The sequence below is a fragment of the Methylobacterium crusticola genome, assembly GCF_003574465.1.
In the GTDB taxonomy this organism is placed as follows: Bacteria; Pseudomonadota; Alphaproteobacteria; order Rhizobiales; family Beijerinckiaceae; genus Methylobacterium; species Methylobacterium crusticola.
On sequence record NZ_QOWC01000223.1, the window covers coordinates 1 to 12669 of the forward strand.

General features: G+C 69.5%; 11 protein-coding genes. 6 read left to right on the forward strand and 5 right to left on the reverse strand.

Going from position 1 to position 12669, the window contains the following annotated elements; translation table 11 throughout:
- The first annotated feature begins 124 nt into the window (after positions 1-124).
- Positions 125-292 (forward strand): hypothetical protein, encoded by a 168-nt coding sequence (locus DT057_RS35725; RefSeq protein WP_162501561.1) that lies wholly within the window; start codon positions 125-127, stop codon positions 290-292.
- A 514-nt stretch (positions 293-806) separates the two neighbouring features.
- Entirely contained in the window at positions 807-1031 is a 225-nt protein-coding gene (locus DT057_RS31020) for a hypothetical protein (protein WP_128565907.1), read from the forward strand.
- Positions 1032-1122: 91 nt separating this feature from the next.
- Here the strand turns inward: DT057_RS31020 and DT057_RS31025 are convergent, their stop codons facing one another.
- Positions 1123-1356 carry a hypothetical protein gene (locus DT057_RS31025; RefSeq protein ID WP_128565908.1) on the reverse strand — a complete coding sequence of 78 codons (234 nt, stop codon included), beginning with the start codon at positions 1354-1356 and terminating at the stop codon, positions 1123-1125.
- Between the two features lie 2576 nt (positions 1357-3932).
- Here DT057_RS31025 and DT057_RS31035 point away from each other — a divergent pair.
- Positions 3933-4331: a class I SAM-dependent methyltransferase gene (locus DT057_RS31035; RefSeq protein WP_128565910.1), complete on the forward strand. Its 399-nt coding sequence runs from the start codon at positions 3933-3935 to the stop codon at positions 4329-4331.
- Positions 4332-4512: 181 nt separating this feature from the next.
- Positions 4513-4887, forward strand: a complete 375-nt coding sequence (locus DT057_RS31040; protein ID WP_128565911.1) for a response regulator — start codon at positions 4513-4515, stop codon at positions 4885-4887.
- Between the two features lie 72 nt (positions 4888-4959).
- On the opposite strand, the gene DT057_RS31045 is transcribed toward DT057_RS31040, so the two are convergent.
- Both DT057_RS31045 and DT057_RS31050 read right to left on the reverse strand, forming a co-directional pair.
- Positions 4960-5130 (reverse strand): DUF3606 domain-containing protein, encoded by a 171-nt coding sequence (locus DT057_RS31045; RefSeq protein ID WP_128565912.1) that lies wholly within the window; start codon positions 5128-5130, stop codon positions 4960-4962.
- Positions 5131-5294: 164 nt separating this feature from the next.
- Entirely contained in the window at positions 5295-5540 is a 246-nt protein-coding gene (locus tag DT057_RS31050) for a DUF6894 family protein (protein ID WP_128565913.1), read from the reverse strand.
- A gap of 212 nt (positions 5541-5752) precedes the next feature.
- Between DT057_RS31050 and DT057_RS31055 the strand changes: the two genes are divergently transcribed.
- Both DT057_RS31055 and DT057_RS31060 read left to right on the forward strand, forming a co-directional pair.
- A complete protein-coding gene (locus tag DT057_RS31055; RefSeq protein WP_128565914.1) occupies positions 5753-6541 on the forward strand; it encodes a Crp/Fnr family transcriptional regulator in 789 nt (262 codons plus the stop codon).
- A gap of 57 nt (positions 6542-6598) precedes the next feature.
- Positions 6599-9613, forward strand: coding sequence for a PAS domain S-box protein (locus DT057_RS31060; RefSeq protein WP_128565915.1), 3015 nt, complete (start codon positions 6599-6601; stop codon positions 9611-9613).
- A gap of 153 nt (positions 9614-9766) precedes the next feature.
- Here the strand turns inward: DT057_RS31060 and DT057_RS31065 are convergent, their stop codons facing one another.
- Positions 9767-11455: a sensor histidine kinase gene (locus DT057_RS31065; RefSeq protein WP_128565916.1), complete on the reverse strand. Its 1689-nt coding sequence runs from the start codon at positions 11453-11455 to the stop codon at positions 9767-9769.
- Positions 11456-12319: 864 nt separating this feature from the next.
- Positions 12320-12586, reverse strand: coding sequence for a hypothetical protein (locus DT057_RS31070; protein ID WP_128565917.1), 267 nt, complete (start codon positions 12584-12586; stop codon positions 12320-12322).
- Positions 12587-12669: the final 83 nt, after the last annotated feature.

Below are 12669 nucleotides of genomic sequence, written 5' to 3' on the forward strand. Positions count from 1 at the left end.
AAGCCGTGGTTCATCACCACCGAGGCCGCGCCGTCCCGGTAGCGATTCGTCGACCCTTCAGAGCCAGATCCAGGCTGGCAGGTCCGGAAATCCCGCACCGGGAATAGCCACGGCGGATGGTTGGATGATCGCGATGTACCGCAGCCTTCGCCGTCGAGGATGGCAGCCGATCCAGGCTGCCACCATCATCACTGGCAACGTTCTTATCTTGACAATCGGGCTCGCGTTCGCGGGCGCCGAGTTCATCGACGGGTGGGATCAGGCGCTCTCATACCTGAGAGAGGCCCACTGACTGTTTTTCCAGATATGGTCGTGCCTCGAAGAAGTGCTCGATGACGATCGAAGCGCCGCAACCCACCCTGCCTCAGGTCGATATCCGGGTATGGAGGGGGCGACATCGAAGCATCCGGCCACGCCCTGCCTCAACGGGCAGGCGGCATCGTCGGCGCCTGCATCTCGAACAACGTCCTCCATCCCGCAGGTCTCCCGGGCCTCATCGCGTCCGCGCACGCCTCGTCGAGCGATCTCGGCAGATGACGGCCGGGGCTACCAGCGAGCCGTCGCGCATTGCTGCCACGCTGGAACCGTCCTGGCGAGTGGCCGTAGGCCGGTGGCATCGCGTAGCTGTTCGACAGCCCGCCAGGGTCCTCACACTCGGGCGGGCGTTCTGCTGTCGGCGATCGATCGGATGTCATCAACGCTTCCGGCAACATAAGTTAATGAACTTGAGGCCCCCGGCAGGCTCTAGTTCAACCTCAGCGATCAATGGCCAAGATAATAGGCCAGCTTGCCGCGGGAGGATTGCCATGCAGGGCATCAATCTCGATGAACCTGCCGATCTCACGATCTGGTGCTCGGCACCCATGCGCGTCAAAGCCACCGAGCCGATCAGCTTCAACAGCCTCAGGGCCGCTCTCACCATTGCGGCGAAGGTTCTCAGAGAGCCTAGCCTGAGCCCCTGGATCATAACGGCAGGCGGGATGATCCTGACCCCGATGTGGCTCGCCGACTATGCGGCCGAGATGCCGTAGCCCCGGCGACTGGCACGCTGAGATGCACATAGCGAGGGCGCGTCAGGTCGTTTGGTGCGCGGACCCCGTCCGGCAGCACTCTCGCCAAGATTTAACTCTCGGACGGGCTATCCGTCGATTGCTCCCCTGGCTGCCCTGCTCGGATTTCCTCGATCAGCGTCAGCGTCTCACCGAGCTTGAACTCGGCGCGGGCCTGCCAGAGCACGGCATCCTCAATGCCCGGGAAGGTGCAGATGACGGCCTCCTGCCAATTCATCCCGCGCTTCTCGGCCTCGGCGATGATCTCGACGATGGACGCCAGATCCGGCTGCGCAGTGTCAGGCATCCCTCCCTCCGGGCGATCGTTCGTCCAATCAACGCACGAGTTCGACTGCGGGCACGCCGGACGCGCCCCCGCGAGGGGCGCTCGGCCCGTACTTCATCCGGATCCCCAGATCAGCCGGCCCGGCAAGGTCTCATCCTCAGCCAGACGTTCGCGTGTCACGGATCCTTAACCATGGACGGCCACTCTTGCGGTCGTGGCTCGGCGTGTACTGCTTCCAGCTGCTCAATCCATCGTCAGGTCCAGCGCCCGGCAGGGTCCCAACCTCCGCCGGGCGTTCTGCCGTTTGCCGTTCCCGTGCACGCCGATGCTGCAGGCGCGCTCGATCTGAGCGCGACTGCACGCTCAAGGCCGACGATGAGCGGCTCTTGGACGATGAGCGGCTCTTGGCCGCGAAACAGGGTGCAGCGGCCGTCCGGCCTCACGGTGATGCGGAGAGACTCTCGCGTGGGCGCCTCCTCTGACTGGCTCGTGCTGCGCGGCCAGATGCCGAGGGCGGCAGGCTCGGCCGAGAACCGGACGAGCGTGTCGCAAGATCGTGGCGAAACGCTGCTCCAGGGGGTAACGCCGACTTCGCCGCCTCAGGCCAGCACGCCCCACCCACCAGGGTCCTGATTCCGCGCGAGGAGTTTTTCTGCGCGTCAAAAATACCGGCTTTGCAGATAGAACCCGGCCACCAGCTGCATCTATACAAGCGTTGATCCAAATTAATGACAGTGCGTTACATGCATTATGACACGCGAGCCTGTGCATTTTGTGTGGAATTTCGTGATGGAACAGCCGCAGGCGAGGCCCGTTGGGAGAATGATCCTCCTCGGATCTCCCTCCCAGGACTCGGGCCGCTCGCAAAGGCGGCCCTTTTCTTTCGATGCTGGCGCGACCCGACGCGACAATTTCACGGCGCGTCGGTCTAAGTCCGGTTCCCTGCCGATGTTCGACAGCGTCTGAAGGCGCGGCCTCTGCGAGCAACGGCGCTGGTGGGCCATGCAGCGCCTCGATGATACGAACCGCAGGCTTGCCGACCGGCTCGTACCCGAGATGGTTGATCAGGCTGCGATCCTACCTGACGGGTCGAACCGGACGGGTTCATCGAGGGGGACCCCGCCCACGCGGCACCGCGCCGGCCAGGTCGGAAGCTCGGACGTCGTCGACCTGACCCGGAAGCGGGAAGCGGCCAGTCCGGAGCCAGCCGCGTCCCGTCCCGCACTCCCGTGCCGGCCATCGCCTTCATCACCTTCGCCGTGCCGGTCGCCCTGGCCCTGGCTGCCAGGGTCGCGGCCGTGGCCTTCGGTGGACCGAGCCCGATCATGAAGAAGCCCACCGCGGCTGGGAGCCGGGCGGGTCTGAAGTGTGTGATGAAGATCCTGACGTTCAGCAGGATCGTGAGGAGAACCGGTCGGGGCTGGCTCGGTTCCCCGGGTGGGTTCCCGGCGCGCCCGGCTCGTTGCTGCGCGCCGTGTGGCCAGCGCGGAGGCGCTAGGTCGAGCGCCGGGCCGGAGGTAGGATCCGGCGCTCGCTATCGGGGGTTCCCGTGACCGCATTCGCCATCCTCGCGCTCCTGATCGCCACCGTCCTGCTGGTCGCCGTGCTGATCGCGGTCATCGTAACGTGGCCCCCGAAACGAAGAGGACGCAGGCCCCCCTGAGGAGACCTGCGACCGGTGGTTGCTCTGAAGGGAGCCGGCGGCCTCGACCAGCGCTCCCATGGTGGGAAGGACCTGACCTCGTCGGCTGTCTCCGGATCCGCCCGGGCCTCCAACGCCGAGCGCCCGGATCCGGAAGGGCATCGGATCGGTTGCCAGACATGGCAGACTCGCCCCGCGCTCAACGTTCGGCGAACAAGGCCCATCCCCGGACTGAGGACGCGCGCGTCGCCGCTGTCGCCGCCTGCCTCGCGGAGCCGTCGAAGCCCGCGATCTCGCAGGCCGGCTGAGCATCGGCGCGGCATCGGAGCGGCCGTCCAAGGCCGTGCATGGGCCCGGGAGCCGAGGAGCGCGCGCGGATGTGACGGAGTGGTCGCGACAGGATGAGGTGAGAATGGTGGTGTTTCCGGCGGCGCGGTCGTGAACCACGGCGCGCCCGACGCCAGGCGGCAGTGACCGCCCCAGGGAAGCCAGCGGATGGCTTGTAAGAACTTGGTAACCCTCGACCTGCTCACTGCGGTCTACCTGCTCCTGTGCGAGGGTGTCGCTGTGTCGAACGAATCCCTGCTCCTCCACGTCGCTGCCTCACTGGTTTTCGTCGCTGCCGCCGGTCGGGGTATCGGGTGGGCTCTGGATACCTGGGTCCGGCTCGCACCCACCGATACGAAGCATTGAGGCGGAAGGGGGCCTCCGCCCTGCTCCGATGCTGAGCCTCCGTGATCGCTCGGCACGGTTCGGGCCCGGATCGCCGACCCAGGAACCAGCTCGGCCTCCTCTCTGTCCGACGTTTCCGGGTGCAGGACGAGGGGCCGCGGATTCGACAAGGAGCGGTGTGATCGCGTTCTTCCGTCGAGATGCCCGGGCACCCTGTCATCGATCCGACGGAGCGATGAGGTCAGGCGCGCAAGGCCAGGCGCGACGAGAGGGGGCACGACCGATGGGTGCAGCCGGTGGCAGGGTCCAGGGCCACTATGCCAGCGAGGGCATCGCCGCCCGCGTGCTGGCAGCCTCCAGGGCTGCGAAAGGCGAGTGCGCCCCCGTGACGCCCGAGGCGCTGGCCTCGCTCGACCACTTCCACGGCCGGGGCCTCAAGGCGACCCAGGAGATGGTCGCCCTCCTCGCGCCCCGGCCCGGCGAGCGCATCCTCGACATCGGCGGCGGGATCGGCGGGCCCGCCCGGTGGATCGCTGCGCGCGTCGGCTGCCAGGTCACATGTCTCGACCTCACGCTGGAATCCTGCCGCGCGGCGGCGGAGCTGACGACGCAGCCGCGCGCAGACCGCCAGAATGGTGTCTGTCGATATCCTGGAAGCCATGTCTGGCGATCAACCCGGTGACCCCGAGCGAGGGCGGCTGCCAGCTTCTGGCAGATGCAGCGTTTCACATGAGCACGGCTCACGAAACCAGAGTCCTCGGATCAGAAAGCGGGGGTCCGGTTCGCCGTGATCATCGTCGCCCGGCTCGGCCACCGGGCCGATGCCGACTGAAACCTAATCCAGGTTAATTCGTTGACCCGCCATGGCGTCCGCATGTCCCCCTCCCTCCCCGCTCGTCCTCGTCGTCGAGGATGAGGAGATCGTGCGCATGGTGGCGGTGGAGATGCTGGAGGTCGCCGGCTGGACGGCGCTCGAAGCCGCCGACGCCGACGAAGCCATGCTGCTGCTGGAGCGTCGTTCCGACATCGCCGTCCTCTTCACCGACGTCGACATGCCCGGCTCGATGGACGGCTTCGAACTCGCCACCCAGGTCGCGAGCCGCTGGCCCCACATCCGTCTCGTGCTGACCTCCGGCCGCCTTCGCCCGTCGAATGACGATGTCCCGGATTCCGGCCAGTTCGTGGCCAAGCCCTACCGCACCTCGCAATTGCTCGAGGCCTTCCGCAACGCGGGCTGAACGGCAGGGTCCCGTGAGCAGCAAGGAACGCCGTCGGGCGGGCCTTGCTGCTCTGCGTTCTTCGGCCGCGCTCTACTTCGCCAGATGGGCACGCAGCGTGGCGATCCGCGAGCCGAACATACGCACGGTGTCTCTCAGTTCGTCTTCCGTCACTCCGAGATGTCGCGCCGTCTCCTGCCGCTCATCCGGATCGTGGATGTCGAGATGCGTCTTCTCTTGCTTGGTAATATCGATCTGATTCATGCGCGTTCAGCCAATCTCTGCAGTAAGGCGTGCTGACAGGTCAACGCGCGGAACCCCTGTTTGTTGCGGCAATCCGCGGCCGGCCTCCGCGCGCGAGTGCGCGTCCGGCAGCCCCTGAGGGTGCGTGACCCGCGGCGTGCGAGCCGTGCCGGCACGGACGCCGATCAGCCCCCCTCGGGGCGGCACGCGACGTTGAGGACCAGCGTGACGGTGCAGAGCCGCCTGCCCCCTTCGTCCCGCACGTACGCCGCGAAGCAGCGCCGATCGTCCCGAGGCGGGGCCTCGCGGCCGACATCCGGCAGCGCCGCGATGGCGGCGTCCCGGGCGGCTTTCAGGGTGTCGTACTCCTCTCCTTCCTCGTCCTTCAGCCACAGGGTGCCGTCCTGACAATCGATGAAGAAGCGCGGCATCGGAGTGCAGGTGTCCGGAGGGAGCGTTGCACGGAGCCGAAAAGCGTGACCTCGCCGAGAGTTGCAGCGGGTCCGGAGGCAAACGGGTTAACCTGCGGCAAGTTCATGCAAGCCGGTAATTATCTCGGCATTTGTGCACTTGTGCACTGACAGCCGGTCAAGCGCCGCGGTAGGAGAGGGTCGTAGACCCGCAATCCGATCGCCGCTGGACCATGATCCCCGACTCCGATCCCCACTTCGGCGGCAACCTCCTCCTCAAGGCCCTGCGCGCGAAGGACCGGGCGCTCCTCGTGCCGCACCTGGAGCTGAGGGAGTACCGGCGGGGCGACGTGCTGTTCGAGGCCGGTGAGGACGTCTCCTGCATCTCCTTCCCGTCCGGCCCGAGCGTGGCGGCGCTGGTGATCGCCATGCAGGACGGCCGCACGGTCGAGGCGGCTACCGTCGGCCACGAGGGGGCGATCGGCGGCGTGGTCAGCCAGGGCGCGCTGCCGGCCTTCAGCCGCGCCGTGGTCCAGATCGCCGGGCCGGTGCTGCGCCTGGAGACCGCGCGCCTGCAGGAGGCCAAGAAGGCCTCGCCTGCCCTGAGCAACCTGTTCACCCGCTACTCGGACTGCCTGCTCGCGCAGGTGTTGCAGTCGGTGGCCTGCAACGCCCTGCACCCGATCGAGGAGCGCTGCGCCCGCTGGATCCTCGGCCTCCAGGATCGGCTCGGCGGGAGCGTCCTGCCGGTCACGCACGAGCTCCTGGCCGACCTGCTGGGCGTGCAGCGCTCCTACCTGACCCGCACCCTCAAGACCTTGCAGCAGCAGGGGCTGGTGCAGGTGCGCCGCGGCCGTATCATCGTCTGCGACCGCACCGCCCTGGAGGAGAAGGCCTGCGAGTGTCACGGCGCCGTCAAGCGGCATTTCGAGACGGTGCTCGGGGCCGTCTACGGCGCGTCGGGCACGTTGCTGTCGCTGCACCCGGCGGCTCCCCTCGAGGAGGTCCGTCGTGCGGTCTGAGCGGGCGCATCCCGGCGTGCCGGGACCGGCAGCGCGGGTCTCGGGCCGCCTGTCGCGATGAGCCGGTCTCGCCCGCCACCCACCGAGCAGGCCCGTCTGCGGGCGCTGGAGCGCTACCAGGTGCTCGACACGCCGCGCGAGGAGGAGTTCGACGGCATCGCCGAGCTGGCGGCCGAGATCTGCGGCACGCCGATCGCGGTGGTCAACCTGATCGGCCCCGGGCGGCAGTTCTTCAAGGCCGAGGTCGGGCTCGGGGTGCGCGAAACCCCGCTCGAGAGCTCGTTCTGCCGGCAGGCCCTGCTGCAGGACGATTTCCTGTACGTGCCCGATGCCGGCCAGGATCCGCGCTTCGCCGGCAACCCGCTGGTGACGGGGGAGCCGGGCCTGCGCTTCTACGCGGGGGCCCTGCTCAAGACCCCGGACGGGCAGCCGATCGGCACCGTCTGCGTGCTCGACACCAAGCCCCGCGCGCTGAGTGAGCGCCAGCAGGCCAGCCTGAAGCACCTGGCGCGGCAGACCATGACGCAACTCGAGCTGCGCCGCACCTTGCGCGAGCAGAGCGCCGAGCGGGAGTTGCAGGAGCGGATCCTGGAGAGCGCGACCGACTACGCGATCGTTGCCATGGATCGCACGGGCCGCGTCACGCGCTGGAATGCGGGCGCCGAGCGCATCCTGGGCTGGAGCGAAGCCGAGATGCTGGGCGAGCTCACCCACGTCGTCTTCACGCCCGAGGACCGGGCGGGACGAAGGCCCGAGATCGAGATGGGCCTCGCGCTCGAGCATGGCAGCGCGCCGGACGAGCGCTGGCACCTGCGCCGGGACGGTGAGCGGTTCTGGGCCCAGGGCGAGATGATGCCCCTGAGGTCCGAGACCGGCGAGGTGCTGGGCTTCCTCAAGATCCTGCGCGATCGCACTCAGCAGCGCCTCGACGCGGCGGAGCGCAGTGCCAGCGAGCTGCGCTTCCGCTCCCTCGTCGAGGTCAGCCCGCAGGTGGTCTGGTTCGGTGACGCACGGGGCGACATCACCTACTGCAATCCCGTCTGGTACGACTACACCGGGCTGACGCCCGGCGACACTGGCGGCGACGGCTGGGCCGGCGCGATCCACCCCGACCACCGTGAGCGGGTGCTCGAGGTCTGGAGGCATGCCGTCGCGACGGTCGGCTCCTACGAGGTCGAGATCCCGTTGCGCCGGGCCAGCGACGGCCAGTACCGCTGGTTCCTGGCACGCGGCAAGCCGGTGTTCGACGCGGCCGGCATGGTCGAGACCTGGATCGGCATCGCGCTCGACATCCACGAGCGCAAGGCCGCCGAGCAGCGCTTCGAGGCGCTCACCGAACTGGCGCCGACGATCATCTGGTTCGGCAACCCGGACGGCAGCCTGAGCTACCTGAACGACCGCTGGTACGCCTACACGGGGCAGACGCCGCAGCAGGCCCTGCCCCTTGGCTGGGCCGGAATCATCCACCCGGATGACCTGCCCGACCTGCAGCGGGCCTGGGAGGAGGCGCGCGCGCGCGGCGAGCTCTACGACACCGAGGCCCGTCTGCGTCGCCACGACGGCGCCTACCGCTGGTTCCTGATCCGGGCCGAGCCGCTGCGCGACGAGGGCGGCCGGGTGATCGGCTGGCTGGGCAGCGACAGCGACATCCACGACCGCCGCCAGGCGGAAGAGGGCCTGCGCCGGGCGCAGGGTCAGCTGCGCCTGGCGCTCGAGGCCACCAACATCGGCATCTTCGACTACGACCTGGTCACGGGCGACCTCGGCTGGGACGCGCGCGTGCGCGCCGCGTTCGGGCTGCCGCCGGACGCGGCGGTGACCTACGAGACGTTCCTGGCCGGCCTGCATCCGGAGGACCGCGTGCGCGTGGACGCGGCGGTCCGGGCAGCGCTGGACCCCGTGGGTTCGGGCCACTACGACGTCGAGTACCGCACGGTCGGCCTGGAGGACGGGGTCGAGCGCTGGCTCGCCGCCAAGGGGCAGGCCATCGTCGAGCACGGCCGCACGGTGCGCTTCGTCGGCACGGTACGCGATGTCACCGCGAGCCGGCAGGCCGAGCAGGAGGTGCGCGAGACCGAGGAGCGCTACCGGCTGGCGGCGCGCGCCACCAACGACGCGATCTGGGACTGGAACCTGGCCACCGACCACCTGCGCTGGAACGAGGCGGTGCAGACGCTGTTCGGCTACGCCGCCGACGAGGTCGGCCCGAGCGGCACCTGGTGGAAGTCGCACATCCACCCGGACGACCGCGAGCGCGTCACGTCCAGCATCTACGCCGTGATCGACGGCGCGAGCGAGCACTGGAACGCCGAGTACCGCTTCCTGCGTGCGGACGGCAGCTTCGCCGAGATCCTCGACCGCGGCTACGTGCTGCGGGACGAACGCGGGCGCGGGGCGCGCATGATCGGCGCCATGCTCGACATCACGGCGCGCAAGCGGGCCGAGGAGCACCAGCGCCTGCTCACCGGGGAGTTGCAGCACCGGGTCAAGAACACCCTCACCCTGGTTCAGGCGATCGCCAGCCAGACCCTGCGCGGCACCGGGGACGTCAACGCGATGCGCGAGGCGTTCGCGTCCCGTCTCATCTCCCTGGGGCGGGCGCACGACATCCTGACCCAGGCGAGCTGGACCGCCGCCCCGATCGGCGAGGTGGTCGAGGGGGCGCTCAGCGTGCACCGGAACGCGGGTCCCGCCCGCATCCGGGTGAGTGGGCCCAACGTGCTGCTGGCCGCCAAGCCGGCCCTCTCGCTGGCGCTGGCGCTGCACGAACTCGCCACCAACGCGGCGAAGTACGGCGCGCTGTCGAACGAGAGCGGGGTGGTGGACCTGCGCTGGCACGTGGTGCACGAGGCGGAGGCCCCCCGGTTCTGCCTGACCTGGTCCGAGCAGGGAGGCCCGGCCATCCTCACTCAGCCGGCGCGCAAGGGGTTCGGCTCACGGCTGATCGAGCGCAGCTTCGCGGCCGAGGTCGGGGGCGAGGTCAAGCTCACCTACGCGCCTGCCGGCCTCGTCTGCCGGCTCGAGGCTCCTCTTGCCTCGATGCAGGAGCAGCGCAGCGCGGCCGCAGCCTAGAGCATTGTCTGCGGCGAAGCGGACACCGGTTCGCCGCAGAAAAACGCGGCAGACCCAAGAAACCTGGAGCGGCGGCCGATTGCAGCGTGACCGGTTGCTGCTCTCGCGCGGGGCCCTCCCTTGCGAAGCCGCATCGACGCCTCGTGGCCCGCGCTACGCGACGGGGCCCGCCGGCTCGAGCGGTACGTCGATCCGGCAATGCAGGCCGCCCGGCTCGAAGTCGAAGCGCACCGCGCCGGCGAGCTCGCGGTTGATCCCGCCCGAGATCAGGCGACTCCCGAAGCCGCGCCGTTTCGGAGGCCCGACCGGCGGGCCGCCGCTCTCCTGCCAGTCCAGCCGCAGATGGGGCGTGCCGCTCTCGCCCCGGACCAGCGACCAGCCCACGTGCACCCGGCCCTCTGCCCGCGACAGCGCGCCGTACTTCGCCGCATTGGTGGTGAGCTCGTGGAACGTCATCCCGAGCGCCAGGACGTAGCGTGGCGGGAGGTTGACGGCGGGCCCGGTCAACGTGAGATGCTCGGCGCCGACGCGATAGGGCGCCAGCTCGTTCTCCAGGATCTCGCGCAGCGAGGCTCCGGACCAGTCGTCCCGGGTGAGCAGGTCGTGGGTCTTGGACAGCGCGAGGATGCGCCCCTCCAGGTTCTCCGCCTGCTCCTCGCCGCCGCGCGACTGCCGCGCCAGCGACTGCACGATGGCCAGCGTGTTCTTCACCCGGTGGTTGAGCTCATGCAGCATCGTGCTCTGCTGCTCCTGCAGCGCTTTGCTGTGGGCGACCTCGGCCTTGAGCTCGCCCTCGTGCCGCTGCAGGGCTGCCGCCATGGCGTCGAACGCCTCGCCGAGGCGTCCGAACTCGGACGAGCCTGACAGGCCGGTGCGGGTCCCGAGCGCGCCCATGCGCCAGGCATGGGCGGCGCCCAGGAGGCGCTGCATCGGACGGCGGATGAACAGCCGGCCACCCAGGACGGCCCCGATGAAGGCGAACGCGCCGCCGAGCAGGATCAGGATCGCGCCGCGCCGGGTCGCGGCGTCGATGTCGGCGAACACCGCCTCGCGGTCGCGTCCGACCGAGACGGTGAGCGGCGCCAGCGCGCCGGTCGGGTGCACGACGCCGACGACGCGCTGGCGTCCATCCCACGCGATGGTGTCGCGGGCCTTGTCGATGCTCTCGGCGATCGTGGCGAGCCGCGCCGGCGCGATCTGCCGTCCAACCCAGTCGGCATGGTCGGGCACGCGGGCCAGCACGGTGCCCTGGCTGTCGATCACGCTGAGGGCGGTGTCCGGCGCCAAGCCCGAGCGCGCCAGGCGCTCGGCGAGCCAGGCGAGATCGATCGAGGCCAGCACCACGCCCGTGATCGCTCCGGTCCGATCGCGCAGGGGCTGGGCGAAGTGGATGGAGTTCTTCCCCGTCGCGAAGCCCTGGACGAAGTTGCCGACGACGAAGGCGCCGCTGGTGATGGTGCGCGAGAGGTAGGCCCGCTCCCCATACGCGCTCTTGTCCGGGGCCGAGCCGAGGCTGTTGCAGACGACGCTGCCGTCCGGCTCGGTGACGGCGAGAAGGATCACACCGGGCAGCTGAGCGGTTGCCTCGGCGAGGTAGGCACGGCAACCCTGGCGGTCCTTCTGCCGGACCACTTCCTCCTGGGAGACGAAGCCGAGAGCCTGACGGACGCTGTCGCCGATTTGCTCGAGGTCCTCGGCTGCGGCCCGGGCCTGCCTGATCGCATCGGCCCGCACGGTGGCTTCGCGGGCGGAGCGAAGCGCGTACTCGTTGTAGCCCTGGATGACGAGGGCGGGAGCGAGGGCCAGTGCGACCAGCGCGATGAGACGAGCAGTCAGGAGCACCAGTCCATCCCCAGCCTCGGTCCGTAAGCCCCCGCCCCCCGAGAGCCCCGTCAGCGCACGGCGACGTTATCGTCGCTCCACCCGGCACGTGGAAGCCCCCTGCGACCCTGGCCTCCGCGTGCCCGTCCCGCCGGCGCCGGCGCGTCGAGCATACGACGGCCGCCGTCCCGGTTGCGTTAACGGTGAAGCTCGCGTCGCACGGGGAGGACGATGCTTGCCGCGTCGGGCACATGGCTGACGGGACGCACGCATGCGGTCTGCGACAGGATCCACGTCGGGCACGGCACGGTCGATGGGTCGGTGGTGCCGCCTGGTCGACTTCGACGCGCTCGCCGCGGGGCCGTCGCTGCCAAAGCCGCACGCAGCCGGTCGTGCGGCCGGCGCGGTGGCGCGCAGCCGAAACCCTACCCTGATGCCGCCGCGGGCTTGACGACGGTGGCAACCCCACCCGGAGCACAGGAACGCCCGACCTGTCCCTGAACTGCGCTCCATCCGCACGAGGCCTGCGGGCGGGACGCAGCGCTCATGGACGGCCCTGACGTCTCACCTGCGACGATCCCCCGGGAGCCCGCGCGGAGAGCCGAGGCCACGAGCCTTGTGCGAGGACCGGGGGGGGGGCGGGTGCCGAACGAGCCGGAGGCGTTCTTCGGGAGGCCCGCGATCCAAGGCCTCACCGTGATCCGAGGGACCACGGTGATCCGAGGGACCACGGTGATCCGAGGGACCACCGTGATCCGAGGCATGACTTGGCCCCTCGCGCTCCCATGACCGGAACCGGATTGTGCGTGGATTCCTGTCCGCGATCGGCTCCGCGGCGCGTCCCCGGGTGCGCCGCCCGAGGCATCCGGTTCGCAGGCATCCCATTCAGGGTTTCAGGAGCTTGCGCAGCCAGCGCGTCGCCTCCTCCAGGCTCTCGAAGGCGGGCGCCCGCACGCCTTGCAGACGGCCGAGGCCCGTCTCCAGGAACCAGCTGCCCCGGCGCTCATGCTCGGGCGTGTCGAGACGAACCAGAACCGCGACCAGGAGCCCGTTCGCCATCACCAGCATGCCCTCGCGGTCAGGGCTGCCGGTGTCGACCGCGATCGGCTGCAGCAGCACAAGGGTCTCGATGTTGCGAGGCTCTCTCACCATCAGCCTCCATGGCCGCTGCCCAGCCATGGCACGCTCCGGCGCTCGCTCCAGCGCGCGTTCTTGATATGAAGGTAGTTGGGGTT